This window comes from Rhizobacter sp. (assembly GCF_032229685.1).
Classification (GTDB): domain Bacteria; phylum Pseudomonadota; class Gammaproteobacteria; order Burkholderiales; family Burkholderiaceae_C; genus LMDS01.
Map to the genome: position 1 here is coordinate 286,895 of NZ_JAVTWP010000012.1, position 24,137 is coordinate 311,031.

The 24,137-nt window shown below is 68.1% G+C and carries 25 protein-coding genes; 20 read left to right on the plus strand and 5 right to left on the minus strand.

Features of this window, described 5'->3' with window-relative positions:
- Positions 1-118: 118 nt before the first annotated feature.
- The 3 genes from AC30PD_RS07065 to AC30PD_RS07075 all read left to right on the plus strand — a co-directional run bounded on the left by AC30PD_RS07065 (position 119) and on the right by AC30PD_RS07075 (position 2,675).
- Entirely contained in the window at positions 119-937 is an 819-nt protein-coding gene (locus AC30PD_RS07065; protein WP_489534929.1) for a phytanoyl-CoA dioxygenase family protein, read from the plus strand.
- Between the two features lie 110 nt (positions 938-1,047).
- Complete coding sequence (locus AC30PD_RS07070; RefSeq protein ID WP_489534930.1) at positions 1,048-2,208, plus strand: ABC transporter substrate-binding protein; 1,161 nt, start codon at positions 1,048-1,050, stop codon at positions 2,206-2,208.
- Positions 2,205-2,675 carry a DUF3237 domain-containing protein gene (locus AC30PD_RS07075; protein WP_489534931.1) on the plus strand — a complete coding sequence of 157 codons (471 nt, stop codon included), beginning with the start codon at positions 2,205-2,207 and terminating at the stop codon, positions 2,673-2,675. The genes AC30PD_RS07070 and AC30PD_RS07075 overlap by 4 nt, the downstream gene beginning before the upstream one ends.
- A 10-nt stretch (positions 2,676-2,685) precedes the next feature.
- Here AC30PD_RS07075 and AC30PD_RS07080 read toward each other — a convergent pair whose 3' ends face one another.
- The gene (locus tag AC30PD_RS07080) at positions 2,686-3,804 is read right to left on the minus strand and encodes a saccharopine dehydrogenase family protein (RefSeq protein WP_489534932.1); all 1,119 of its coding nucleotides are present in this window, start codon (positions 3,802-3,804) and stop codon (positions 2,686-2,688) included.
- Between the two features lie 126 nt (positions 3,805-3,930).
- Between AC30PD_RS07080 and AC30PD_RS07085 the strand changes: the two genes are divergently transcribed.
- Positions 3,931-4,371 carry an Lrp/AsnC family transcriptional regulator gene (locus AC30PD_RS07085; RefSeq protein ID WP_489534933.1) on the plus strand — a complete coding sequence of 147 codons (441 nt, stop codon included), beginning with the start codon at positions 3,931-3,933 and terminating at the stop codon, positions 4,369-4,371.
- A gap of 16 nt (positions 4,372-4,387) precedes the next feature.
- Here AC30PD_RS07085 and AC30PD_RS07090 read toward each other — a convergent pair whose 3' ends face one another.
- Genes AC30PD_RS07090 through AC30PD_RS07100 form a run of 3 tightly spaced genes read right to left on the minus strand, consistent with a single transcriptional unit; the run spans position 4,388 to position 6,559 of the window.
- Positions 4,388-5,599 (minus strand): beta-ketoacyl-[acyl-carrier-protein] synthase family protein, encoded by a 1,212-nt coding sequence (locus tag AC30PD_RS07090; RefSeq protein ID WP_489534934.1) that lies wholly within the window; start codon positions 5,597-5,599, stop codon positions 4,388-4,390.
- On the minus strand, positions 5,596-5,844 hold the full coding sequence (locus AC30PD_RS07095; protein ID WP_489534935.1) for an acyl carrier protein: 249 nt from the start codon (positions 5,842-5,844) through the stop codon (positions 5,596-5,598). The genes AC30PD_RS07090 and AC30PD_RS07095 overlap by 4 nt, the downstream gene beginning before the upstream one ends.
- A gap of 4 nt (positions 5,845-5,848) precedes the next feature.
- Positions 5,849-6,559, minus strand: coding sequence for a phosphatase PAP2 family protein (locus AC30PD_RS07100; protein WP_489534936.1), 711 nt, complete (start codon positions 6,557-6,559; stop codon positions 5,849-5,851).
- A gap of 206 nt (positions 6,560-6,765) precedes the next feature.
- Here AC30PD_RS07100 and AC30PD_RS07105 point away from each other — a divergent pair, with 206 nt between their 5' ends.
- The 14 genes from AC30PD_RS07105 (at position 6,766) to AC30PD_RS07170 (ending at position 21,040) form a co-directional block, all read left to right on the plus strand.
- On the plus strand, positions 6,766-8,082 hold the full coding sequence (locus tag AC30PD_RS07105) for a cyclic di-GMP phosphodiesterase (RefSeq protein WP_489534937.1): 1,317 nt from the start codon (positions 6,766-6,768) through the stop codon (positions 8,080-8,082).
- Positions 8,079-10,163, plus strand: a complete 2,085-nt coding sequence (locus AC30PD_RS07110) for a putative bifunctional diguanylate cyclase/phosphodiesterase (protein ID WP_489534938.1) — start codon at positions 8,079-8,081, stop codon at positions 10,161-10,163. Before AC30PD_RS07105 ends, AC30PD_RS07110 begins: the two co-directional genes overlap by 4 nt.
- Before the next feature lie 84 nt (positions 10,164-10,247).
- Complete coding sequence (locus AC30PD_RS07115; RefSeq protein WP_489534939.1) at positions 10,248-11,513, plus strand: class I SAM-dependent methyltransferase; 1,266 nt, start codon at positions 10,248-10,250, stop codon at positions 11,511-11,513.
- Positions 11,510-11,833 carry a DUF1840 domain-containing protein gene (locus AC30PD_RS07120; protein WP_489534940.1) on the plus strand — a complete coding sequence of 108 codons (324 nt, stop codon included), beginning with the start codon at positions 11,510-11,512 and terminating at the stop codon, positions 11,831-11,833. The genes AC30PD_RS07115 and AC30PD_RS07120 overlap by 4 nt, the downstream gene beginning before the upstream one ends.
- 13 nt (positions 11,834-11,846) lie before the next feature.
- Positions 11,847-12,479 carry a YbhB/YbcL family Raf kinase inhibitor-like protein gene (locus AC30PD_RS07125; protein ID WP_489534941.1) on the plus strand — a complete coding sequence of 211 codons (633 nt, stop codon included), beginning with the start codon at positions 11,847-11,849 and terminating at the stop codon, positions 12,477-12,479.
- The gene (locus AC30PD_RS07130) at positions 12,479-13,171 is read left to right on the plus strand and encodes a histidine phosphatase family protein (protein WP_489534942.1); all 693 of its coding nucleotides are present in this window, start codon (positions 12,479-12,481) and stop codon (positions 13,169-13,171) included. The genes AC30PD_RS07125 and AC30PD_RS07130 overlap by 1 nt, the downstream gene beginning before the upstream one ends.
- Positions 13,168-14,298, plus strand: coding sequence for a DSD1 family PLP-dependent enzyme (locus AC30PD_RS07135; RefSeq protein ID WP_489534943.1), 1,131 nt, complete (start codon positions 13,168-13,170; stop codon positions 14,296-14,298). Before AC30PD_RS07130 ends, AC30PD_RS07135 begins: the two co-directional genes overlap by 4 nt.
- Positions 14,299-14,316: 18 nt before the next feature.
- Positions 14,317-15,411, plus strand: coding sequence for a sterol desaturase family protein (locus tag AC30PD_RS07140; RefSeq protein ID WP_489534944.1), 1,095 nt, complete (start codon positions 14,317-14,319; stop codon positions 15,409-15,411).
- Positions 15,412-15,625: 214 nt separating this feature from the next.
- The gene (locus AC30PD_RS07145; protein WP_489534945.1) at positions 15,626-16,402 is read left to right on the plus strand and encodes an IclR family transcriptional regulator; all 777 of its coding nucleotides are present in this window, start codon (positions 15,626-15,628) and stop codon (positions 16,400-16,402) included.
- Complete coding sequence (locus AC30PD_RS07150; protein ID WP_489534946.1) at positions 16,399-17,175, plus strand: ABC transporter ATP-binding protein; 777 nt, start codon at positions 16,399-16,401, stop codon at positions 17,173-17,175. The genes AC30PD_RS07145 and AC30PD_RS07150 overlap by 4 nt, the downstream gene beginning before the upstream one ends.
- 1 nt (position 17,176) lies before the next feature.
- A complete protein-coding gene (locus tag AC30PD_RS07155; protein WP_489534947.1) occupies positions 17,177-17,881 on the plus strand; it encodes an ABC transporter ATP-binding protein in 705 nt (234 codons plus the stop codon).
- Positions 17,882-17,921: 40 nt separating this feature from the next.
- The gene (locus tag AC30PD_RS07160; protein ID WP_489534948.1) at positions 17,922-19,130 is read left to right on the plus strand and encodes an ABC transporter substrate-binding protein; all 1,209 of its coding nucleotides are present in this window, start codon (positions 17,922-17,924) and stop codon (positions 19,128-19,130) included.
- 72 nt (positions 19,131-19,202) lie between these two features.
- Positions 19,203-20,087, plus strand: a complete 885-nt coding sequence (locus tag AC30PD_RS07165) for a branched-chain amino acid ABC transporter permease (protein WP_489534949.1) — start codon at positions 19,203-19,205, stop codon at positions 20,085-20,087.
- Positions 20,087-21,040: a branched-chain amino acid ABC transporter permease gene (locus tag AC30PD_RS07170; protein ID WP_489534950.1), complete on the plus strand. Its 954-nt coding sequence runs from the start codon at positions 20,087-20,089 to the stop codon at positions 21,038-21,040. The genes AC30PD_RS07165 and AC30PD_RS07170 overlap by 1 nt, the downstream gene beginning before the upstream one ends.
- A 14-nt stretch (positions 21,041-21,054) precedes the next feature.
- Here AC30PD_RS07170 and ruvB read toward each other — a convergent pair whose 3' ends face one another.
- A complete protein-coding gene (gene ruvB, locus AC30PD_RS07175; protein ID WP_489534951.1) occupies positions 21,055-22,110 on the minus strand; it encodes a Holliday junction branch migration DNA helicase RuvB in 1,056 nt (351 codons plus the stop codon).
- 140 nt (positions 22,111-22,250) lie between these two features.
- Between ruvB and AC30PD_RS07180 the strand changes: the two genes are divergently transcribed.
- Both AC30PD_RS07180 and AC30PD_RS07185 read left to right on the plus strand, forming a co-directional pair.
- Complete coding sequence (locus AC30PD_RS07180) at positions 22,251-22,646, plus strand: hypothetical protein (RefSeq protein ID WP_489534952.1); 396 nt, start codon at positions 22,251-22,253, stop codon at positions 22,644-22,646.
- 101 nt (positions 22,647-22,747) lie between these two features.
- A complete protein-coding gene (locus AC30PD_RS07185) occupies positions 22,748-24,121 on the plus strand; it encodes a PepSY-associated TM helix domain-containing protein (protein ID WP_489534953.1) in 1,374 nt (457 codons plus the stop codon).
- The last annotated feature ends 16 nt before the right edge of the window (positions 24,122-24,137 follow it).

The following is a 24,137-nucleotide window of genomic DNA, read 5'->3' on the forward strand; positions in this document are numbered from 1 at the left end:
CGCGGCAACCCGGGGGAACGCGCAGCGCGGCCGGCCGCTGTCGTCTTCGGGGATGACAGACAAGGGCGCTGCAGGCGCCTAGGCTGTGGGCATTCAGGATCGAACCCGGAGACCGCCCATGAACGCCCACCCCCTCGCCCCCATCACCGACGAACAGGTCGACACCTTCTGGCGCGACGGCGCCACCTGCCTGCGCGGCCTGTTCGGCGCCGAGTGGGTCGAACACATGCGCGAAGCCGTTGAAGACGACCTGGCCAACCCCGGCCCGCTGGCGCGCGAATACGCCACCAAGCAGGGCCAGCGTTTCCTGGGCGACATCGGCGCCTGGGCTGTCAAGCCGGGGCTGCGCAAGTTCGTCGAAGAGTCGCCCGCCGCCGAGATCGCCGGCCGGCTGCTGAAGAGCCGCAAGGTCAACTTTCTGTACGACCAGCTGTTCGTGAAGGAACCCGGCACCTCGGCCATCACGCCCTGGCACCAGGACGGGCCCTACTGGCCGGTGCGCGGCGACCAGATTTTGTCGATCTGGTTCGCGCTCGACGACGTGACGGTCGAGTCCAGCGGCGTCGAATACCTGAAAGGCTCGCACCGCTGGGGCAAGGAATACCGCCCGGTGAGTTTTGCCGGCGACACCGAGATGTACAAGATGCTGCCCGGCGACACGCTGCCCGACATCGAGGCGATGCGCGGCCAGTTCGAGGTTATGAACTGGGACATGAAGGCCGGCGACTGCCTGATCCACCACTGCATGACGGTTCACGGCGCGCCCGGCAACGCCAGCTCGACGCGCCGGCGCCGCGCCTACGCCACCCGCTGGACCGGTGACGACGTGGTCTACGCACCGCGCGACGGCCAGGCCGCGATCACGATCCACAAACCGGGCATCGAACCCGGGCAGCCGATCGACTGCGAAGTCTTCCCGCGGCTCTGGCCACGTTGAGCGTGGGGTCGATGATTTTTCGACATAACGACCGAGCGGTGTTTTCACCCATTGCCGCCCGGCAGCAGCCTGCATTTAATGCTGGTTCATAACAAACTCAGGAGACCGGAATGCGCTCTTTGACCTCGTTCGCGCGCCACGCGCTGGGCCTCGCGGTCGGCCTCGGCCTGGCCGCGGCGGCGCACGCCGACATCAACGTCGGCGTGATCGTCTCGCTCACCGGCCCGGGCGCGTCGCTTGGCATTCCGGCCGACAACACCATCAAGCTCTGGCCCGCCGAACTCGGTGGCCAGAAGGTCAACCTGTTCGTGCTGAACGACGCCACCGACCCGACCACGGCAGCGAAGAACGCCACGAAGCTCATCACCGAAGACAAGGTCGACGTGATCGTCGGCCCGTCGCTCACGCCCACCTCGCTGGCGGTGCTCGAAGTGGCGGCACGTTCCGGCGTGCCGGTGATCTCGCTGGCCGGTGGCGGTGCGATCGTCGAACCGCAGGACGGGCCGCGCCGCTGGGCCTTCAAGATGGCGCCGACCGAGACGATCTCGATCAACGCCGTGCTCGACCACATGGCGAAGAACAAGGCCAGCACGATCGCGACCATCGGCATCACCACGGCCTATGGCGAAGGTTTCCTGAAAGCGATCGAGCGCCTCGCACCACCCAAGGGCGTGAAGATCGTGGCGGTCGAGAAGTACGCGCAGGCCGACCAGAGCGTCACGCCGCAGGTGCTCAAGCTGATCGCTGCCAACCCTGACGCGGTCTACATCTTCAGTGCCGGCACGCCGGGCGCGCTGCCGCACGTCGAGCTCGTGAAGCGCGGCTACAAGGGCCTGATCTACCAGACCCAGGGTGTGGCGAACGCCGACTTCCTGCGCGTGGGCGGCAAAGACCTCGACGGCAGCTTCATGACGGTGGCACCGGTGCTGGTGCCCGAACAACTGCCCGACTCGAACCCGGTGAAGGCGCCCGGCGTCGACTACGTGAAACGCTACGAGGCCAAGTACGGCGCCGGTTCGCGCTCGCTGTTCGGCGCCACCGCGTGGGACGCGCAGCTCTGGCTCAACGCCGCGATCCCGGTCGCGCTGAAAGCCGGCAAGACCGGCACGCCCGAGTTCCGCACCGCGCTGCGCGATGCGATCGAGGGCCTGAAAGAATTCGTCGGCTCGCAGGGCGTGTTCAACCTCAGCGACAAGGACCACAACGGCGTCGACGCGCGCAGCCAGGTGATGGTCAAGATTGAAGCCGGGCAGTGGAAGCTCGTGAAGTGAGCGACCCGCTCGCGGCGCCGGTGCTGCAGCGCTTGGCCGACCTGTCGGTGCAGGTGGCTGCGCCGATCGAGGTGGGCGCGGTCGGCCACGGCACGCGTCGCGTGATCCCGATCCTCGGCGGCAGCTGCACGGCGCGTGACTGGACGGCCAGGGTGCTGCCCGGCGGTGCCGACTTTCAGCTGATCGTGAACGAGCGCATGGCCCGGCTCGAAGCGCGCTACGTGCTCGAGACCGATGCCGGCGACCGCATCTACGTGCACAACGATGCGGTGCGCACGGCGGCTCCCGAAGTCATGGCGCGTCTGGTGCGTGGCGAGCCGGTCGAGCCGGCCGACGTCTACTTCCGCTGCGCACCGCGCTTCGAGGCGAGCGCACCGGCGCTCGCGTGGATGATGGAGCGGGTGTTCCTCGGCACGGGCCTGCGCCGCCCGAACGACGTGGTGATGCGCTTCTTCGAGGTGATGTGAAGCCGGCCGCTCAGGCGGCGTGCGCCAGCGCTTCGGCCGCGTAGACCCGGCCGAAGCGGTTGGCGAGAAAGGCCGCCAGCGGCACTTCTTCCTGGCGCACGAAGCCTTGCTGCGGCAGCTCGCCCGCCGCCAGCAGGTCGAGCATCGCGCACAGGCTCGAGGCGGTCGTGATCTGGATCGCGCTGTGCATCTTGCCGGCGAGCACGTGGCTGTAGATCTTGCGCGCGTAGGTGTCTTGCTGCAGGCGGCCGTCGCGCAGGCCGGCCACGGTCACGAACACGATGACCACGTCCTGCATCGTCGCGGGCAATGACTTTTCGAGAATGTCTTTCAGCACGTCGCGCCGGTCTTTCAGGCGCAGGTCGTGCAGCAGCGCTTTCATGATCGCGGCATGGCCGGGGTAGCGGATCGTGCGGTAGTTCAGCGTGCGCACCTTGCCCGAGAGCGTTTCGCACAGCGTGCCCAGGCCGCCCGAAGTGTTGAAGGCTTCGTACAACACGCCGTCGAGCGAGAACTCCTCGCGTTCTTCGAGTGCCGGCACCTCGCGGGCCTGGCCGTCGACGATCGCTTCGCAGGGCTCGCAGTACTCGTTGATGACGCCTTCGGTGCTCCACGTCAGGTTGTAGTTCAGTGCGTTGCTCGGGTAGGCGGGCAAGGCCCCGACGCGCATGCGCACCGAGTCGAGCGAATCGAACTGGCGGGCCAGGTCGGCGGCCACGATCGAGATGAAGCCCGGCGCCAGGCCGCACTGAGGGATGAACGCGGTGCGCGCGTCGGCGGCCAGGGCGCGGATCGCGCGTGTGCTGGCCACGTCTTCGGTCAGGTCGAGGTAGTGCACGCCGGCGGCTTTGGCGGCCTGGGCCACGTGCAGCGTCAGGTGATACGGCGCGGCGCTCAGCACGGCGAACTGGCCCTGCAGCGCGCGGCCCAGTTGCACCGGGTCGGTCACGTCGAGCAGCAGCGTGCTCAGGCGCGGCGAGCGTTGCGGGTCGGCGTACACGCGGGCGAGTGTCGCGGCGGAATGGTCGGCCACCGTGACGCGGTAGCCGCCGGCTTCGGGCGTGTCGACGAGCAGTTCGGCGACGACCGAGCCGATCTTGCCGCCACCGATGACGAGGATGTTCTTCATGACGCGCTCCAGGGCCGGCAGGTTGCCGAATGCAGCCGATTTTGTGGCGCCTGATTGCAGATCGCATCTGGTTGAACGACGAAACGAAGTCCATACTTCGGCGAATCAACGCATTAGATCGTCAAAATGACCAACCCGACGCTCGACCCGACCGACCGCGCCCTGCTCGCGCTGCTGCGTGACGACGCGCGCGCGCCCACCGCCGAGCTGGCGCGCAAGCTGAACCTGTCGCGCACGACAGTGCAGAGCCGCATGGAGCGGCTGCAGCGGCAGCGGGTGATTTCCGGCTTCACGATCACCGTGCCCGACGAGCTCGAAGCCGGCCTCGTGCGCGCCCATGTGCTGATCACGCTGGCGCCGAAACGCAGCGGCGCGATCGAGGTGGCCTTGCGCAAGATCGCCGAGGTGCGCGTGCTGCATTCGGTGAGCGGCCCGTTCGACCTGATCGCGATCGTGGCGGCGGCGTCGATCGGCGAACTCGACGCGCTGATCGACCGCATCGGCAGCCTCGACGGGGTGGAGCGCACCACTTCGGCGATCGTGCTGTCGACGCGAATTCAGCGCTGACGCGCTGCGCCGCGGCTCAGGCGCGGGTGAACAGCAAGACCGAGTTCGTGCCGCCGAAGGCGAAAGAATTGCTGATCGCCGCTTCGAGCTTCGGCGCCGTGGCGCCGGCCTGCGGCACCAGGTTCAGGCTGCAGGCCGGGTCGATGCTGCTGCAGTGTGCGTTCGGCGGCAGTTCGCGCCGCTGCAGCGCCAGCACCGTGATCACCGCTTCGAGCGCCCCGCCGGCGCCCAGAAGGTGGCCGTGCAGCGCTTTCGTGGAGCTCACCTGCAGATGCTCGAGGTCGCTGCCCCACACGTCGGCGAGGGCGTTGCGCTCGACCACGTCACCGATGCGCGTGGCCGTGCCGTGGGCGTTGCAGTAACCGACGTCGCGCGCCTGCAGGCCGGCGCTGCGCAGCGCAGCGCGCAGGGCGCGGGCCTGGCCCGGCGCGTCGGGTTTGGTCAGGTGGCTGGCGTCGCTGCTCAGTCCCCATCCGGCGAGCCGGGCGTGCACCCGTGCGCCGCGTCGCGCGGCGCGTTCGGCGGATTCGAGCACCACGAAGGCCGCGCCTTCACCGAGCGCGAAGCCGCTGCGGTCGGCGGCAAAGGGCCGCACCGCGGTGGCTTCTTCACCCGGCTGGAAACTCGCCAGCGTCTGCATCGCCTGCCACGCGAGCACGACGCCGGGCACGATCAGCGCTTCGCTGCCGCCGGCAATGGCCACGTCGACCTCGCCGCGCTGCACGGCCTTGGCGGCTTCGGCGATGGCGATCGAGGCCGACGCGCAAGCCACGGAATAGGTGAGCACCGGCCCCTGCGCACCGTGACGCATCGCCACCTGTGAGGCCTGCGCGTTCGGCATGAAGGCGGGAATGGTCAGCGGCGGTGCGCGCCCGCTGGTGTTGCGGTAGGCCAGCTCCAGCGCCGCCGCGCCGCCCATGCCGCAGCCGGCGAACACACCGAGTCGTTCCGGCTCGACGTCGCCCTGGGCGCCGGCGTCAAGCATCGCCATGTCGGCGGCGGCCACGGCGAGCTGGCTCACACGGTCGACGCCGGCGAGCTGCAGTTTGGTGAACCAGCGTGAAGCGTCGAAGGGCGCCAGCGCGGCGGCCGTGGGCTTGGCCAGCTCGGGCAGCACCGCCTGTACCGCCGATTGCCCGCGCATCAGTGCGTCGAACAGCGCGCCCGGCACGTCGCCATGCGGCGCCACGACGCCCAGGCCGGTGACGGCGACCGAAGACGCGTTCACGACGCCGGTGACGCCTGCGCCGCCTTGATGCGGTCGACCATCGCGGCGAGCTGCGCCAGCGTGTCGACGTCGGGGTCGCTGTCGGGGATCGAGATGTGGAAGTGGTCTTCGATCGCGAACACGAATTCGACCAAAGCCAGCGAATCGAAGCCCTTTTCACGCATCGAATCGTGGGGATCGAGCGCGGCCATCTCGGCGCCGTATTTTTCCTGGATCAGATCCTGCAACTCTTTCAACGAACTCATGGCGTCAACCGGCCCTCGACATTGGCGAAGACGGATGATATTCGCCCGGCCTTGCGGGCGCCCGCCCGGGACGCCAGCGCAGCGCCGGCACAGCGAAGGCCGTGCCCAGCAACGCACCGGCGAGCACGTCGAGCACCACGTGTTGTTTGATCGCGAGCGTGGAGTAGGCAATCGCCAGGAACCAGGCCGCGTTGAGCAGGCGCGGCCAGGCGGGCGTGCCCGACCAGCGCAGCAGTGATTCGATCCAGATCCCCGAGAAGATGGCCACGGCCACGTGCATCGACGGGCAGGCGTTTCCGGCCGCGTCGACCCCACGCAGCAGCTCGAAACCCGAAAAGCCCGCCATGTGCGGCATCGGCAGCGGGATCTCGGTCGGCCAGAAATAGAACAGCCCGAGCCCGGTCAGGCACAACGCCCCGACCCAGAGGCCGTAGGCGAGCAGCTCGATGAAGGTCAGCTGCAGCCCCGGGGCGATGCCGACATAGAACCACAGCGACAGGTAGATGCCCAGCGTTTGCGGCTGGAACGGCACCAGGTGGTCGAGCGGTGTCAGCGGCATCACGAACACCGGGTGCGCCGGGTTGCGCAGCAGGTGAAAGTAGCCGATGAAGAAGACCCACGTGAACACCGTGGTGCCGACCAGCTTGAGCAGAAGGTGCCTGCGCATGCGCAGGCCGATGGTGGCCTTCCAGGTCGGGGCAGGGGGGGGCGACATGCGGGTTTCGGGCGGTCGAGGTGGGTTCCGGAGCTGTCGATCTTGCCCGATTGCGGCGCCGGGCCGTTATTTTTTGTGACGCTTCTTGCAGTCTTTGGCAGTCCGTCGCGTCATTCAAGTCTGCAGTGGCGGCGCCGATAAAACCAGCAGGGCGTGTGAGCCCATTGCTCCCGCCCTCCCGGATGAAAGTTGCCACCCCTCAAGACATGATCGACATCGACGCCCTGCGCGTCGGCATGTTCGTGCACCTCGACATGGGGTGGATGTCGCACCCGTTCCCGCTCGGCAGCTTCAAGATCACGAACGCCGAGCAGATGGCGACGATCCGCACGCTCGGCCTGAAGCGGCTGCGCTGGAGCCCGCAACAGAGCGACCCGGCAGAAGCGCCCGAGCCCGAAGTGAAGGCCTGGGCGCCGCTCGCCGAGCCGGGCGCCTCGCTGGCGGCAGACGGCCCGGACGTCGCTCCAGGCGACGGTTCGAGCCCCGACCCCGAGCCGACCACGCTGACCCCCGAGGCCGTGGCGCGCGAGCGCCACGTGCGCCGCCTGGCCGAGCAGCGCGAAGCCCTGGTCGTGTGCGAACGCCAGTTCGCCGAAGCGTCGCAGGCCTGCCAGCAACTCTCCGCGATCGTGCCCAGCCAGCCGCAGCAGGCACGCGAGCAGGCCGAAGCCCTGACGACTGCGTTGCTGCAGAAGATGCTCGGCGAGCAGGAGCTGTGCATCCGCCTGCTTTCCGACGCCGCCGGCGACAAGGCATCGGCCCACGCGCTGAACGTGACCATCATCTCGCTGCTGATGGGCCGCAGTTTCGGCCTCGACGCCGAAGACATGATGGAACTCGGCCTGGGTGCGATGCTGCACGACATCGGCAAGATCGAATTGCCCGAGCGCATGCGCCACCGCGACGAGGCCTTCAGCGGCACCGAAGCGCGCCTCTACGAAGAACACGTGGCGCACGGCGTCACGCTCGGCCGCAAGATGGGCCTGTCGGCCGGCGCGCTGCTGGTGATCGCCCAGCACCACGAGCATGCCGACGCCAGCGGCTTCCCGCTGCGTCTGAACGCCGACCGCATGACGGCGGCGGCCCGCATCGTCTCGCTCGTGAACCGCTACGACAACCTGTGCAACCCGCACCTGCCGGGCCGTGCGCTCACACCGCACGAGTCGCTCTCGCTGCTGTTCGCCCAGGGCAAGAACAAGTTCGACACCGCGATCCTGGGCGGCTTCATCAAGATGATGGGCGTGTACCCGGCCGGCTCGACGGTGCAGCTCACCGACGACCGTTTCGCGATGGTCGTGGGCGTGAACTCGTCGCGCCCGCTCAAGCCCCGCGTGCTGGTGCACGAGCCGGCCGTGCCGCGCGAAGAAGCGCTGGTGCTCGACCTGGAAACGGTCTCGGGCCTAGGCATCCGGCGCAGCATGAAGCCGCTGCAATTGCCCCCGGCCGCGCTCGACTACCTGGCGCCGCGCCCGCGGGTGGCGTACTTCTTCGAACCCATGATCCCGGAGCCGCTCGCGGCATGAACGCGCGCAGCCACGGTGCCACGCCTTCGCCCGAAGGCGATGCGCTGGCGCCCTGGCGGGCCATGATCGAATCGATGCTGCACGCGGTCTGGCTCGTCGATGCGGCGAGCCTGCGCGTGGTCGCGGCCAACCGCGCTGCGGGCACCCTGATGGGCGTGCGTGCCGCCGAACTCGTCGGCCGCGGTGTGCTCGATCTGGCGGCCACGCCCGAAGACCTGTGTTTCTGGGACGAAGTGGCCGGCGGCCTGGCCGAGAGCATCGAGTCAGACACCTTCGTCTGCAAGCTCGGCGGCGGCACCGCGCCGGTGACGCGCCGCATCAGCCGCGTCGAGCAGGCCGACGGCGCGGCGCTCTACGTGGTGGCGCTGCACGACCGCAGCGAGCAGTTCCGCATCGAACGCGCGCTCGAAGCGAGCGCGGCCGACCTGCGCGCCACGCTTGAGTCGACCGACGACGGCATTCTCGTCACCGACCTGTCGGGGCGCATCCGCAACTTCAACCGGCGCTTCGCCGCGCTCTGGAACATTCCCGACGAGATGCTCACGCGCCGTGAAGACGACGCCGTGCTCGAATGGATGCGCCGCAGCGTGCTCGAGCCCGGCACCTACATGCGGCGCCTGGCGACCATCGACGACGCGACCATGCTGCAGGCGAGCGACGTGCTCAAGCTGCATTCCGGCAAGGTGCTGGAGCGGGTGGCCTCGCCGCAGTGCAGCTCGGGCCGGCCGATCGGGCGGGTGTATTCGTTCCGCGACATCACCGAAAAGCTCGAAGCGCGCGAGCGCATCCAGGTGCTGTCGTACACCGACGCATTGACCGGCCTGCCGAACCGGCGGCTCCTGGCCGACCGGGTCGAGGTGGCGCTGGCCATGGCCAAGCGCGACAACACGCCGTTCGCACTTCTGTTCCTTAACCTCGACCGCTTCAAGCACATCAACGAAACGCTCGGCCACACTTTCGGCGACCGCGTCTTGCTCGAAGTCGCCGAACGCATCAAGGGCAGCACGCGGCAGGTCGACGCGGTGGCGCGCCTTGGGGGCGACGAGTTCGTGCTGCTCGTGCACCAGGCCGACGAAAACGGCGCCGAATCGGCCGCCTGGCGCGTGATGGAAGCGCTCAAGCGACCGTTCAAGCAGGGCGACCTGAGCTTCACCGTGACCGCGAGCATCGGCATCGCGATGCAACCCAACGACGGCACCAGCTTCGACGAGTTGATGCGGCGCGCCGAGTCGGCGATGCGCGAGGTCAAGCACGCCGGGCGCGCCAGCTTCCGCTTTCACCGGCCTCGGCCGGCGCAGGCCGATGCGCGTTCGCGTTCGCGCATGCACCTCGACCACGCGATGCGCCAGGCGCTCGCGCAGGGCCGCTTCAGGCTGCATTACCAGCCGCAGGTCGGGATCGGCGACGAGGCCGTGGTCGGCGCCGAAGCGCTGATCCGCTGGCGCGACCCCGAGCTGGGCGAGATCTCGCCGGGCGAGTTCATCCCGGTCGCCGAAGAAACCGGCTTCATCGTGTCGATCGGCGAATGGGTGCTGCGCCAGGCCGTGAAGCAGGCAGCGGCCTGGCAGGCCTCGGGCATGCCGACGGTGGTGTCGGTCAACGTTTCTGCGCTGCAATTCCAGCAACCGGGTTTCGTCGACGGCGTGGCCAGCGTGCTGCGCGAAGCGCGGCTGCCGGCCGAGTGGCTGGAGCTCGAGCTCACCGAGTCGATCCTGCTGCAAGACGCACAAGACGCCATGCTGCGCCTGCAGGCGCTGGCGCAACTCGGCGTGAAGCTGGCCATCGACGACTTCGGCACCGGCTACTCGAGCCTGGCCTACCTGAAGCGTTTTCCGATCGGGCGGCTCAAGATCGACCGCAGTTTCATCAGCGGCCTGCCCAAGGACGAAAGCGACGCCGGCATCGTGCGCGCCATCATCAGCATGGGCCGGGCGCTGCGCCTGGAGATCATTGCCGAGGGCGTGGAGACGGTGGCGCAGCGCAGCTTCCTTCACGACGCCGGCTGCGACCTGTACCAGGGCTTCCTGTTCTCGCCGGCGCTCGACGTGCTCGCCTTCGAGGCCCGATTCGGGGGCCGCTGAAGCCGCGGCACGGCCGCCGCGTTTGACGCCATCGAACCCGCAGGGCTTTCACTTTTTGTAAAGTGAGGTCGAGGAGGGTTCGAGATGCCGAGCTTCGACGGATTCCTGCAACGCAAACTCGATGCGCTGGGCGTGCCGATGGCCGTCGTGTTGCCCGGCGGCGAACGCATCGGTGTCGAAGGCGCCGCCGCGGTCACCTTGCGCCTGCGCAGCCTGACGCCGCTCGCACACCTGGCGTCGGGCGACGTCGGCAAGGTGGCCGAAGACTACGTGGAAGGGCGGCTCGACTTCGCCGGCAGCGTGCGCGACCTGGCGATGATCGCCACCCAGATGGTCGGCGACGACCCGACCCGCTCGGGTGCCGGCGCGGTGTTGATGGACTGGTGGCACAGCGTCCTCGCCCACGCCCGCTCGCGCGCCCGCCACGAGCCCCACCTCGATGCGGAACAGGTGCAGTTCCACTACGACGTGTCGGACGAGTTCTACGCGCTCTGGCTCGACCCGCGGCGCCTGTATTCCTGTGCCTACTTCCGCGAGGCCGGCCATTCTCTGGCGCAGGCCCAGGAAGCCAAGCTCGACCACATCTGCCGCAAGCTGATGCTGCAGCCGGGCGAGCGTTTTCTCGACGTCGGCGCCGGCTGGGGCGGCCTGCTGCTGTGGGCGGCCGAACACTACGGCGTGCAGGCCCACGGCATCACGCTCAGCCGCAACCAGCACGCGCACGTCAACCGGCTGATCGAAGCGCGTGGCCTGGCCGGGCGTGTGACGATGGAGCTGCGCGACTACCGCGAGCTGCCCGAGACCGAACCCTTCGACAAGATCGCCTCGGTCGGCATGTTCGAGCACGTCGGGCGGGCCCGACTGCCCGAGTACTTCGCCAAGATGCACCGCCTGCTCAAGCCCGGCGGCCTGCTGATGAACCACGGCATCACGGCGGGCGGCACCCGCAACCACCAGCTCGGCGCCGGCATCGGCGATTTCATCGAGCGCTACATCTTCCCCGGCGGCGAGCTGCTGCACGTGTCGAAAGTGACCGAGGTGATGAGCGACGCCGGCTTGGAGCCGCTCGACCTGGAGAACCTGCGCCCGCACTACGCCCGCACCCTGTGGGCCTGGAGCGACGCGCTCGAAGCAAAACTCGACGCTGCGCGCGACCTCACGCGCGAGAGCGTGGTGCGGGCCTACCGCGTCTACCTGGCCGGCAGCGCGATGAGTTTCGAGAAAGGCTGGTTGTGCCTGTTCCAGATGCTCACTTCGAAACCGAGTGGTGATCTCGGCGACGGCCCGATGCGCGGCGCACAATCGCAGTTCCCTTTCAACCGCGCCTACATGTACGCGCCCGACCGATGATCTACAAGTTCAAGTCCAAAGCCGCCGGTGACGTGATCATGATGGGCCCGGCCGGTGACGAGGTGCTGCGGCTGATCGGCAAGAGCGCTGCGGCGCAAGGCATCATCGAAGTCGCCAGCATGGCCGCAGCGATCGCCGCGCTGGAGCAGGCGGTCGCGGCCGACGAGCGCGCGCGCGCCGAAGCGGAAAGCGCGGCGAAGGCCGAAGGCAAGAACCTGGCGCCGCGCGAAGGTGTTTCGCTGCGCCAGCGCGCCTGGCCACTGGTCGAGATGATGAAAAGGTCGATGGGCGAAAACGCCGAGATCGTCTGGGGCGTCTGAAGGAAAACAAGCCATGAAACTCTGGAGCGACAGCTGGGTCAACGGCGAACGCATTCCGCAGCGTTTCGCCGCGGGCAAGCCCGACGGGGCCAACGGCGTCACCTTCTCCGACAACCTGAGCCCGCACCTGGCGTGGAGCGAAGCGCCGGCGGCGACGAAGTCGTTCGCGCTGATCTGCCATGACTTCGACGTGCCGAGCCGCGGCGACGACGTGAACCAGAGCGACCGTGAAGTGCCGGCCGATCTGCCGCGCGTCGACTTCTTCCACTGGGTGATGGTCGACCTGCCCGGAACGCTCGGCGAGCTGAAAGAAGGCGCGTTCAGCCGCGGCTTCACTGCGCGTGGCAAGCCCGGCCCGGCGGTCGCGGCACTGCCCGCCGCGCGCCACGGCCTGAACGACTACACCGGCTGGTTTGCCGCCAACGCCGAGATGAGCGGTGACTACTTCGGCTACGACGGCCCGTTCCCGCCTTTCAACGATTCGCTGATCCACCACTACGTGTTCACGGTCTACGCGCTGTCGGTAGAACGCGCGCCGGTCGAAGGCTCTTTCACCGGGCTGCAGGTGCGGCAGGCGATCTACCCGCACGTGCTGGGCGAGGCCACCTACTCCGGCACCTACACGCTGAACAAGCGGCTGCTGTGATGATGTCGAACGAGGACGACGCAGCGCAGCAGGTCACCCGTGTGCTGGCGATCCGCCACGGCGAAACGGCCTGGAATGTCGACAAGCGCATCCAGGGCCAGCTCGACATTCCGCTCAACGAGACCGGCCGGTGGCAGGCGCACCGCCTGGCGCTGGCGGTCGCCGAAGAAGGCATCAGCGCGGTCTATTCGAGCGACCTGCTGCGGGCCTATGAAACCGCGCAGTCGGTCGCGCGCGGCTGCGGCCAGCCCATTCGCACCGACACCGGTTTGCGCGAACGTGGCTTCGGCGTGTTCGAAGGCCTGACCTTTCGCGAGATCGAAGAGCGCTGGCCCGAGCAGAGCGAACGCTGGCGCCAGCGTGACCCGGCTTTCGGCCCCGACGGGGGCGAGATGCTGCAGGACTTCTATGCGCGATGTGTCGAGACCGCCACGCGGCTGGCCGCCGCGCACCCGGGCGAGACCATCGCGCTCGTGGCGCACGGCGGCGTGATGGACAGCCTGTACCGCGCCGCCTCGCGCGTGGCGCTCGACGCGCCGCGTTCGTGGCAGCTCGGCAACGCCAGCATCAACCGCCTGCTCTACACGCCTCAGGGGTTCACGCTGGTGGGCTGGAGCGACACCTACCATCTTGAAGACAGCTCGCTCGACGAATCGACCGACGGCGAGACCAGCCTGGAGCGTGCCGCATGACCCTGCCCAACCCGGCCGCCACGGTGGGCGCGTCGGTGAACGACATCGACACCCCCGCGCTCGTGATCGACCTCGACGCGATGCAGCGCAACCTGGCGCTGATGGCCAGCTTCGCGCGCGAGCACAAGGTCAAGCTGCGGCCGCACGCCAAGATGCACAAGAGCGCGGCCATCGCGAAGCTGCAGATGGCGGCGGGCGCGGTCGGCGTGTGCGTGCAGAAACTCGGCGAAGCCGAAGCGCTGGCCGACGCCGGTGTGACCGACATCTACATCAGCAACGAAGTGATCGCACCGTACAAGCTGGCGCGCCTGGCGCAGCTGGCCAAGCGCATCACGCTGGCGGTGGCGGTCGATTCCGCGCTCGGCGTCGACCGCTTGGCCGATGCGCTGAAGGCGGCCGGCAGCAGCGTCGACGTGTTCGTCGAGATCGACGTGGGCCAGGGCCGCTGCGGCGTCGCACCTGCGGCTGCGGGCGCTCTTGCGCACCAGGTCGTCTCGCACGGCTTGCGCTTCGCCGGCCTGCAGGCCTACAACGGCCGCGCCCAGCACTTGCGCGGCGCCGAAGAACGCGAAGCGGCGGTGCGCCACACGGTGGCGCTCGTGCGTGCGGCGCAGGCGAGCATCACCGCCTCGGGCATGGTGTGCCCGCTCGTCACCGGCGCGGGCTCGGGCACCTTCGCGTTCGATGCCGGCAGCGGTGTCTACGGCGAGTTGCAGGCCGGCAGTTACCTCTTCATGGACCGCGACTACGCCGACAACGAAGCCAGCGCACGCGCGCCGCGTTTCGAGCACGCGCTCTTCGTCAAGTCGCAGGTCATGAGCCGCAGCGCCGCGCACGCGGTGGTCGACGCCGGCCACAAGTCGCACGCCATCGACTCCGGCCTGCCGCGTGTGTGGCAGCGTGAGCTCGACTATGGCAACGGCGGCGACGAGCACGGCATCCTGCGCCCGAACGCCACCGCCTCGCTGGCCGAGCTGCCGAAGCTCGGCGACACCGTCTGGCTCGTGCCCGGCCACTGCGACCCGACCGTCAACCTGCACGACCACTACATCGTGGTGCGTGGCGGGCTGGCGAGCGGCACGGTCGTGGCCGTGTGGCCGATCGACAGCCGCGGCCGCCTCGGTTGAACATCGGGAGAGCGCTGCATGACCGGGCCGCAGATCATCGTTCTGGCGACGCCGGTTTTCCTGTTGCTGATCGCCATCGAGGTTCTCGTCGGCTGGCGCCGCGGCAAGAACACCTACCGCCTGAACGACGCGATGAACAGCATCGGCCTGGGCATCATGAGCCAGCTCGTGGGTGTGCTCACGGTGCTGATGTCGATCGGCATCTACACCGTCGTCTACGAACACGCGTCGCTGTGGAAGCTGCCGGCCGACGCTTGGTGGGTCTGGGCGGTCGCGCTCGTGCTGTACGACTTCTCTTACTACTGGAAGCACCGGTTCGGCCACACCGTCGCCCTGTTCTGGGCCGCGCATGTGGTGCACCACCAGAGCGAGGACTACAACCTCTCGACCGCGCTGCGCCAGACCGGCACCGGCTGGGTCGCCGACTGGGTCTTCTACCTGCCGATGGCAGTGCTCGGCTTTCCGCCGCTGGTGCTGGGGGTGGTCGGGCTGGTCGACCTGCTCTACCAGTTCTGGGTGCACACCCAGCAGATCGGCAAGCTCGGCTGGTTCGACCGCTGGTTCTGCGCACCCAGCAACCACCGCGTGCACCACGCGGTGAACGACAAATACCTCGACCGCAACTACGGCGGCATCTTCCTGGTCTGGGACCGCCTGTTCGGAAGCTACGAGGCCGAAGACGACGCCGTGCCCTGTGTCTACGGCACACGCGGCCCGCTGCGCAGCTGGAACCCGCTGTGGGCCAACCTGCACAACTACGCCGACATGGCGCGCGACTCGTGGCGCGCAAGAAACTGGGGCGACAAGCTGCGCGTCTGGTTCAAGCACCCCGGCTGGCGGCCGGCCGACGTGGCCGCGAAGTGGCCGAAGCCGGCGTTCGACATCCGGCGCGTGCAGCGGTTCGATCCGCCCATGTCGCGCAGCGCGCAGGTGCTGGCGGCGGCAGCGTTCGCGGTGCTGCTCGGCGCCACGGCGGTGTTCCTGTGGAACGCGCACCGCTTGTCGCTGGCGGAGCAGGTCACGAGCGTGGGCGTGGTCGTGCTCGGCCTGTGTTTCGTGGGCTGGCTGAGCGACCGATCGGCCCGCGCCGAGGCGTCGGTGTTTTCCCGATAAAGACCTTTCCGGGGTTTGCGGCGGCGCCCGGAGTGAATAGACTGCGCGCCTGTTCCATTGAACGGCGTTCAACCTGCTGAACAATGGGTCTTTCTTCCGGCACGCCACGTGCCGCCAAGCCCGCCCCCCGGAGACCGCCCTGCACGCCACGACCACATCACTGCGCCATTCGCGCCTGCAGCGCGCGCCCGCCGCCGCGCCGCTGGTGCCGGCCGTGACGCGTGCGCTGAGCCTGCTCGACCGTCTGGCGCAGCAGCGCGAGCCGATGAGCCTGGCGCAGCTCACGAGCGAGCTCGCATTGCCCAAGAGCAGCGTTCACGGCTTGTGCAACACGCTGATGTCGTTCGGCTACCTGCGCCGCCAGCCCGACGGCGCCTTCCTGATCGGCCCGCGGGTGATGAGCCTGGCCGAGGCTTTCGTCTCGGGCACCGACGTGGCCCAGGAGTTCGGCGCCTTGTGGGCCGACGCCGGCACCGCGCCGGCCGAAACCGTGGTGCTCTCGGTGCTCAGCGGCACCGACGCGCTCTACGTGGCGGTGCGCAACAGCGCGCGCCCGCTCGGCTTGGCGTTCACCGTGGGCATGCGTCTGCCGGCGTACCTCTCGGGCAGCGGCAAGGCCATGCTGGCCTTTCGCGAGCCCGAAGAGGTTCGTGCCCTCTTCGCCGCAGGCCTGCACACGCACCTCACGCGCAAGGGCCCGCGTGACGTCGAGGCCTTGCTGAAAGAACTGGCGACGACACGCAAACGTGGCTACAGCGTCGACGACGAAACCGTGCGCGAGGGGGTGTATTCCTTCGGCGCGCCGGTGTTCGACGCGGCGGGCAAGGTGGTGGCCGGCGTGGCGGTCTGCATCAACAAGGCCCTGATCGGCGCCGACCGCGGCGACAAATACCGCGACGCGGTGCTGGCGGTGGCGAGCAGCCTGTCGCAGCGCCTTGGCGGCGACGTTCCCGCGCCCGCGGCCCCCCGGCCCCGAGGAGGCCGCTCATGAGCGCCGGTGATTTCATTCTCGAAACCCGCGAGCTCACGAAAGAGTTCAAGGGCTTCGTGGCCGTCAGCAAGGTCAACCTGAACGTGAAGCGCGGCAGCATCCACGCGCTGATCGGCCCGAACGGCGCCGGCAAGACGACCTGCTTCAACCTGCTGACCAAGTTCCTCATTCCCACCAGCGGCCAGATCCTGTTCGACGGCACCGACATCACGCCCGAGAAACCCGCCGTGATCGCACGCCGCGGCGTGATCCGCTCGTTCCAGATCTCGGCCGTGTTCCCGCACTTGAGCGTGCTCGAGAACGTGCGCGTCGCGCTGCAGCGCAAGCTCGGCACCTCGTTCCACTTCTGGAAGCCCGAGTCTTCGCTGCAGTCGCTCGACGAACAGGCGCTTTCGCTCCTGCAACAGGTCGACCTCGAGACCTACGCCGGCATCCCGGCCGTCGAGCTGAGCTACGGCCGCAAGCGCGCGCTCGAGATCGCCACCACGCTGGCGATGGACCCGAAGCTGATGCTGCTCGACGAACCCACGCAAGGCATGGGCCTCGAAGACGTGGACCGCATCCGCCAGCTGATCAAGAAGGTGGCGGCGAGCCGAACCGTGCTGATGGTCGAGCACAACATGAGCGTGGTGGCGAGCATCGCCGACACCATCACCGTGCTGCAGCGTGGCGCCACGCTGGCCGAAGGGCCGTATGCCGAGGTCTCGAAGAACCCCGCGGTGATCGAGGCCTACATGGGCTCGGCCAACGTCGAACTGAAAGGGGCGCACTGACATGGCGACCCCTTTCCTCGAGGTCAAGGACCTGCACGGCTGGTACGGCGAATCGCACGTGCTGCACGGCGTGAACTTCCATGTGAACGAAGGCGAAGTGGTCACGCTGCTCGGGCGCAACGGCGCCGGCCGCACCAGCACCATGCGCTCGATCATGGGCCTGATCGGCGCGCGCAAGGGTTCGATCAAGGTGCGTGGTGTCGAGACCGTCTCGATGGCCACGCACAAGATCGCGCAGCTCGGCATCGGCTACTGCCCCGAAGAGCGCGGCATCTTCTCGAGCCTGTCGTGCGAAGAGAACCTGATGCTGCCGCCCAGGCTGGCCCAGGGCGGCATGAGCGTGGAGCAGATCTACACGATGTTCCCGAACCTGCGCGAGCGCGCTTCGAGCCAGGGCACGCGCCTGTCGGGTGGCGAGCAGCAGATGCTGGCTGTCGCGCGCATCCTGCGCACCGGCGCCAAGTTGCTGCTGCTCGACGAGATCTCCGAAGGCCTGGCGCCCGTCATCGTGCAGAAGCTCGCCGACATGGTGACCGCGCTGCGCAAGCAGGGCTACACGATCGTGATGGTCGAGCAGAACTTCGTCTTCGCGTCCAAGCTGGCCGACCGTTTCATGGTGATGGAACACGGCCAGGTGATCCAGGAATTCACCCAGGCCGAGCTGCCCTCGCGCATGGAACGGCTGCACGAATACCTCGGCGTCTGAAGCAGGCCGCCCACCCCTTTCTCATCCACCAGGAGACCGCATGAAACTGAACAAACTCTCTTCCGCCTGCGCGCTCGCGTTCGCCTCGCTGCTTGGCACTTCGGCCCAGGCCCAGATTTCCGGCGACGTGATCAAGATCGGCTTCATCACCGACATGTCGGGCCTGTACGCCGACATCGACGGCCCGGCCGGTGCCGACGCGATCCGCATGGCCATCGCCGACATGGGCGGCGCCATCAACGGCAAGAAGATCGAAGTGCTGGTCGCAGACCACCAGAACAAGGCCGATGTGGCCGCCGCCAAGGCGCGCGAGTGGTTCGACACGCAAGGCGTGGACATGCTGATCGGCGGCACCAGCTCGGGCACCAACCTGGCCATGGCCAAGATCGCCCAAGAGAAGAAGAAGGCCTTCATCTCGGTCGGCGCAGCCACTTCCGCGCTGACCAACGAGCAGTGCTCGCCCTACACCGTGCACTGGGCCTACGACACGGTGGCGCTGGCCAAGGGCACCGGCAACGCCGTGGTGAAGTCTGGCGGCAAGAGCTGGTACTTCCTGACGGCCGACTATGCGTTCGGCGCGCAACTTCAGAACGACACGTCAACCATCGTGAAGGCCGCGGGCGGCACCATCGTCGGCTCGGTCAAGCACCCGTTGTCGGCGAGCGACTTCTCGTCGTTCCTGCTGCAGGCGCAGTCGAGCAAGGCGCAGATCCTGGGCCTGGCCAACGCCGGTGGCGACACCATCAACTCGATCAAGGCGGCCAACGAGTTCGGCATCACCAAGACGATGAAACTCGCCGGCCTGCTGATGTTCATCAACGACATCCACTCGCTCGGGCTGAAGGCCACGCAGGGCATGTACCTGACCGACAGCTGGTACTGGAACCGCGACGCCGATGCACGCGCCTGGAGCCGCAAGTTCTTCGAGAAGGTCAAGCGCATGCCATCGTCGATCCAGGCCGGCGACTACTCGGCCACGCTGAATTACCTGAACGCGGTGAAGGCCACGGGCAGCGACGACGCCGACAAGGTGCTGGCGCAGATGAAGAAGACCAAGATCAACGACATCTTCGCCAAGGGCGGCTACATCCGCGAAGACGGCCGCATGGTGCACGACATGTACCTGATGCAAGTCAAGACTCCGGCCGAGTCGACCGAGCCTTGGGACTACTACAAGGTGGCCGAGACCTTCAAGGGCGACAGCGCCTGGACCAGCAAGGCCGAAACGAAGTGCGCCCTCTGGAAGTGATGAGCTGAATCGCATGGCGTGGCGGTTGCGCCGCGCCATGTGAGCGCTTTCGAAAATCCACACCCGCGCCCCATGGACATCTTCGGCATCCCGATCCAGGCCTTTTTGGGCCAGCTGCTGCTCGGCCTGGTCAACGGCTCGTTCTACGCAATGCTGAGCCTGGGGCTGGCGGTCATCTTCGGCCTGCTGGGGATCGTCAACTTCGCGCATGGCGCGCTCTACATGATCGGTGCCTACGTGGCCTTCGTGGCGCTCGACAGCTTCGGCATCAACTACTGGGTGGTTCTGGTGCTGGCGCCGCTGATCGTGGGTGCGCTCGGCGTGGTGATCGAGCGCACGCTGCTGAAGCACCTGTACAAGATCGACCCGATCTACGGCCTCTTGCTCACCTTTGGCCTGGCGCTGATCGCCGAAGGCATGTTCCGCGAGAAGTTCGGTGTGTCGGGCCAGCAGTACCCGGTGCCTGAACTGCTGCAAGGCGCCACCAACCTCGGCTTCATGGTGCTGCCGAACTACCGCGCATGGGTCGTGGTCGCCTCGCTCACGGTGTGCCTGGGCACCTGGTTCCTGATCGAGCGCACCCGGCTCGGCGCCTATCTGCGGGCCGGCACCGAGAACCCGGCGCTGGTGCAGGCCTTCGGCATCAACGTGCCGGTGATGGTGATGCTGACCTACGGCGCCGGTGCCGGCCTGGCCGCTTTGGCCGGCGTTCTCGCGGCGCCGGTGATCCAGATCACGCCGCTGATGGGCAGCAACCTGATCATCATCGTGTTCGCGGTCGTCGTGATCGGCGGCATGGGCTCGATCCTGGGCTCGATCATCACCGGGGTCGCACTCGGCCTGATCGAAGGCCTGACCAAGGTGTTCTACCCCGAAGCGTCGAGCATCGTCGTGTTCGTGATCATGGCGATCGTGCTGATGATCCGGCCGGCCGGGTTGTTCGGGAAGGAAAAGTGATGAGCGCCGCCACAGACATCTCGCGGCGCGGCCGGATCGGGTTGCTGCTCGGGCTTGCATTGCTGCTCGTGGCCCCCTTCATCGGCCTGTACCCCGTCTTCATGATGAAGGCGCTGTGCTACGCCATCTTCGCGTGTGCGTTCAACCTGCTGCTCGGCTACACCGGGCTGCTCTCGTTCGGTCACGCCGCCTACCTGGGTGCCGCTGCCTACGCCACCGGCTGGCTGGTGCGCTCGGGCGGGCTCACGCCCGAGCTCGGTGTGCTGGCCGGCACCGTCGTTGCCGCGCTGTGCGGGCTGGCGGTCGGGCTCATCGCCATCCGCCGACAAGGCATCTACTTCGCGATGGTCACGCTGGCCATGGCACAGATGATCTACTTCGTGTTCCTGCAGGCGCCGTTCACCGGCGGCGAAGACGGCCTGCAGGGCGTGCCGCGCGGCAAGCTCTTCGGCCTGGTCTCGCTGGCCGACGACCGCTTGCTCTACTACGTGGTGCTGGCCGTGTTCGTCGCGGTGTTCCTGTTCATCATCCGCATCGTGCACTCGCCCTACGGCCAGGTGCTGAAGGCGATCCGCGAGAACGAACCGCGTGCCGTCTCGCTCGGCTACGACGTCGACCGCTACAAGCTGCTCGCCTTCGTGCTGTCGACCGCGATCGCCGGGCTGGCGGGGTCGATGAAAACGCTGGTGCTGGGTTTTGCCACCTTGTCCGACGCGCATTGGTCGCTGTCGGGCGAGGTGGTGCTGATGACGCTGCTCGGTGGCATGGGCACCTTCGCCGGGCCGGTGATCGGCGCCTTCACGATCATCGGGCTGCAGAACTTCCTGGCCGACCAGGTGGGCTCGTGGATCAACGTGATCATCGGCGTGATCTTCGTCGTGTGCGTGGTGGCCTTCCGCAAGGGCTTCATCGGCGAGCTGCTGGCCTGGCAGCAGCGGCGCAACAAGGGCTGAGCGGGTCTTCGAACTCAGCCTTCGAACAAGTCGCCGCCCGACACCTTCGGCGGCGTGACACCCAGGTGCCGGTACGCCGCCGGCGTGGCCACCCGGCCGCGCGGCGTGCGCTGCAGGTAACCCTGCTGGATGAGGTAAGGCTCGATCACGTCTTCGATCGTGTCGCGCTCCTCGCCGATGGCAGCAGCCACGTTGTCCAGGCCGACCGGGCCGCCGTCGAAGCGGTGCACCACCGCTTCGAGCAGCTTGCGGTCCATCACGTCGAGGCCGTGCGCGTCGACGTCGAGCATCTTCAGCGCCTTGTCGGCGAGCGCTTTCACGATCCGGCCGTCGGCCTTCACGTCGACGTAGTCGCGCACGCGGCGCAGCAGCCGGTTCGCGATGCGTGGCGTGCCGCGTGAGCGGCGTGCGATCTCGAAAGCGCCTTCGTCGTCGGTGTGCACGTTCAGCAGACCGGCCGAGCGCCGCACGATGCGCGCGAGTTCTTCGGGGGTGTAGAACTCGAGCCGGGCGACGATGCCGAAGCGGTCGCGCAGCGGGTTGGTGAGCATGCCGGCGCGGGTGGTCGCGCCGATCAGCGTGAAGGGCTGCAGGTCGAGCTTGATCGAGCGCGCGGCCGGGCCTTCGCCGATCATGATGTCGATCTGGTAGTCCTCGAGCGCGGGGTAGAGGATCTCTTCGACGACCGGCGAGAGCCGGTGGATCTCGTCGATGAAGAGCACGTCGTTGCGCTCCAGGTTCGTGAGGATCGCGGCCAGGTCTTTCGGCTTCTCGAGCACCGGGCCCGAGGTCTGGCGCAGGTTCACGCCGAGTTCGTTGGCGATGATGTGGCTGAGAGTCGTCTTGCCCAGGCCCGGCGGGCCGAACAGCAGCACGTGGTCCATCGCCTCGCTGCGCATCTTTGCGGCGCCGATGAAGATCTCGAGCTGCTCGCGGGCCTTGGCCTGGCCCACGTATTCCGCCAGGCCTTTCGGGCGCAGCGCGCGTTCGATCGCTTCTTCGTTGGGCGATGCGGGCGCTGCGCTGACGACACGGCGCGCGGGTTCGAAGTCATCGGTCTGGATCGACATGCTTCATTATCGGCTGCGTGTGAAGCCGCGAGTCGCGCTCGTCCCGCGGGGCCGGTGGGGTGGCTCCCCAATCGATCCGAGGGGTTCGTCATCTGCTCATTTCCCGCATGGCGTCTGCAACATGGGGCAGAATCGCCGCCGTGAACACCCGTCACCCTCCAACCCGGCGCTGGGCCCTTTGGGCCTTCGCCGTGGCGTTGCTGCTCAAGGCGGCCATGCCGCTGCTGGCGACGGCCTCGGCCGAACTGCAGGGCAAGACGCTGGTCGAGGTGTGCACCGTCTATGGTGTGTCGCTGGTGCCGCTCGAGCCGTCCGGGCAAGAGCCCGCGCCCGAGTCCATGGCACAGCATGGCGGGGATCACTGCGTGCTCACGGCCTTGGTGGCCCTGGCGGCGACCGGGCCCTCGGAGCTCGATGTGGCCGATGGGCCGCAGCGCGCAGTGGTGCGCACTCGCGCCCCCGCTTCTTCGCAAGCGCGCGACGCCAGCGCCACCTGGGTGGCGCGGCTCAAGCACGGGCCGCCCGCCTTTTCCTGAACTCCATTCCGCCGGCTTGTTGACGTCTGCCTGAGAAGGCGCGCGCGAGCCCCGCGTGTTTGGCCGCGCCTTGCTGCCGCGGCCTGTTCAGGACGATTGCCATGTCTTTCTCCCATGCCGCGGGCGATGCCCGCGCCGCGCTGCGCCGCGTGTTCTGGCGCGTCCACTTCTGGGCCGGAATGATCAGCGCGCCCCTGGTCTTGTTCGCGGCCCTCAGCGGCCTGCTCTATGTGTTCACGCCGCAGATCGAAGCCCGGATTCATGCGTCGGTCGATCGGGTGCCGGTCGGGGGAGTGGCGCGACCGCTCGACGAGCAACTGGCCGCGGCCACCGCGGCCATGGGTGACGTGCGTGTGCGCAGCGTCGTGCCTGGCCATGAGCCGGGCGACACCACCCAGGTGGTGTTCGCTCGACCCCGTGCCGACCAGGGTGCGCATGTCGGCCACGCCGCTGCACCGGCCCACCTGCGGGGGCTGCCACAGGGCCGCATCGTCTACGTCGATCCGTACACCGCGCGAGTGGTTGGCAGCCTCGCCGAAACGGCGCGCTTCAAGACCTGGGCCCGCGCATTGCATTCCAGCATGCTGCAAGGCGATGGTTGGCGTTGGCCGATCGAGCTGGCGGCGAGCTGGATGCTGCTGATGTTCGCCACGGGCATCACCATGTGGTGGCCGCGCCCGCAGTCTCGCGGCGGGCCGGGCTGGCGTGCGCTGGTGCCGCGACTCGGGCGTGGCCGCGCGAGTTGGCGTGGCCTGCACACCAGTGTCGGCGTGCTGATGAGTGCGTTGCTGGTCGTGGTGCTGGTGACCGGCTTGACCTGGTCGCGGCATGCGGGCGACAACTTCCGCGCCGCCCAGCAGGCGCTGCATCAGAACAGCCCGCGGCCGCCGACCGATCTGCCGGCGCTGGCAGGCTCCGACGGGCGCCAGGCCAGCTTGCAGCAAGTCGTCGAAACCGCGCGCGACGAGTTCGCCGCCGCCGGGCTGGGCACGGCGCCACTGCAGCTGACGCCCCCGACGGGCGCCCAGGCGCACTGGCGTGTGGACGCACTCGTGCGCAACGACCCGACACAGCGCCTGACGCTTCTTCTCGACTCCCGCACGGCCCAGGTGCGCTACCGCTCGGGGTGGGCAGACCTGCCGCTGCTGGCGAAAGCCACGGCGGTCGGCATCCCATTTCACCGGGCCGAACTCGGCATGTGGAACCAGTGGCTGATCGCTGCGGCGGCGCTCGCTGCGATCTTCGCGCTGGTCTCGGGCGTCGTGATGTGGTGGAAGCGGCGGCCAGCGCAGGGGCTCGGCGCCCCGCAGGTCAGCCAGCCCGAACTGCGCGCCGTGCCGCCCGGATTGTGGGCGCTGACCGCGCTGCTCGCCGTGGCTCTGCCGGCCTTCGGTGTCAGCCTGGTGGCCTTCATGTGCGCCGAGCTGGCCGGGGCCCTCTGGCGCCGTCGCTCGGCCGCCGTCACGTCGGCGTGAGGCCCATGCCCTCCGA

Coding starts and splice junctions, on each gene's coding strand:
- AC30PD_RS07065 (WP_489534929.1), top strand. CDS start 119: ATGAACGCCCACCCCCTCGCCCCCATCACCGACGAACAGGTCGACACC.
- AC30PD_RS07070 (WP_489534930.1), top strand. CDS start 1,048: ATGCGCTCTTTGACCTCGTTCGCGCGCCACGCGCTGGGCCTCGCGGTC.
- AC30PD_RS07080 (WP_489534932.1), bottom strand. CDS start 3,804: ATGAAGAACATCCTCGTCATCGGTGGCGGCAAGATCGGCTCGGTCGTC.
- AC30PD_RS07085 (WP_489534933.1), top strand. CDS start 3,931: ATGACCAACCCGACGCTCGACCCGACCGACCGCGCCCTGCTCGCGCTG.
- AC30PD_RS07095 (WP_489534935.1), bottom strand. CDS start 5,844: ATGAGTTCGTTGAAAGAGTTGCAGGATCTGATCCAGGAAAAATACGGC.
- AC30PD_RS07100 (WP_489534936.1), bottom strand. CDS start 6,559: ATGTCGCCCCCCCCTGCCCCGACCTGGAAGGCCACCATCGGCCTGCGC.
- AC30PD_RS07105 (WP_489534937.1), top strand. CDS start 6,766: ATGATCGACATCGACGCCCTGCGCGTCGGCATGTTCGTGCACCTCGAC.
- AC30PD_RS07110 (WP_489534938.1), top strand. CDS start 8,079: ATGAACGCGCGCAGCCACGGTGCCACGCCTTCGCCCGAAGGCGATGCG.
- AC30PD_RS07115 (WP_489534939.1), top strand. CDS start 10,248: ATGCCGAGCTTCGACGGATTCCTGCAACGCAAACTCGATGCGCTGGGC.
- AC30PD_RS07120 (WP_489534940.1), top strand. CDS start 11,510: ATGATCTACAAGTTCAAGTCCAAAGCCGCCGGTGACGTGATCATGATG.
- AC30PD_RS07125 (WP_489534941.1), top strand. CDS start 11,847: ATGAAACTCTGGAGCGACAGCTGGGTCAACGGCGAACGCATTCCGCAG.
- AC30PD_RS07130 (WP_489534942.1), top strand. CDS start 12,479: ATGATGTCGAACGAGGACGACGCAGCGCAGCAGGTCACCCGTGTGCTG.
- AC30PD_RS07135 (WP_489534943.1), top strand. CDS start 13,168: ATGACCCTGCCCAACCCGGCCGCCACGGTGGGCGCGTCGGTGAACGAC.
- AC30PD_RS07140 (WP_489534944.1), top strand. CDS start 14,317: ATGACCGGGCCGCAGATCATCGTTCTGGCGACGCCGGTTTTCCTGTTG.
- AC30PD_RS07150 (WP_489534946.1), top strand. CDS start 16,399: ATGAGCGCCGGTGATTTCATTCTCGAAACCCGCGAGCTCACGAAAGAG.
- AC30PD_RS07155 (WP_489534947.1), top strand. CDS start 17,177: ATGGCGACCCCTTTCCTCGAGGTCAAGGACCTGCACGGCTGGTACGGC.
- AC30PD_RS07160 (WP_489534948.1), top strand. CDS start 17,922: ATGAAACTGAACAAACTCTCTTCCGCCTGCGCGCTCGCGTTCGCCTCG.
- AC30PD_RS07165 (WP_489534949.1), top strand. CDS start 19,203: ATGGACATCTTCGGCATCCCGATCCAGGCCTTTTTGGGCCAGCTGCTG.
- AC30PD_RS07170 (WP_489534950.1), top strand. CDS start 20,087: ATGAGCGCCGCCACAGACATCTCGCGGCGCGGCCGGATCGGGTTGCTG.
- ruvB (WP_489534951.1), bottom strand. CDS start 22,110: ATGTCGATCCAGACCGATGACTTCGAACCCGCGCGCCGTGTCGTCAGC.
- AC30PD_RS07185 (WP_489534953.1), top strand. CDS start 22,748: ATGTCTTTCTCCCATGCCGCGGGCGATGCCCGCGCCGCGCTGCGCCGC.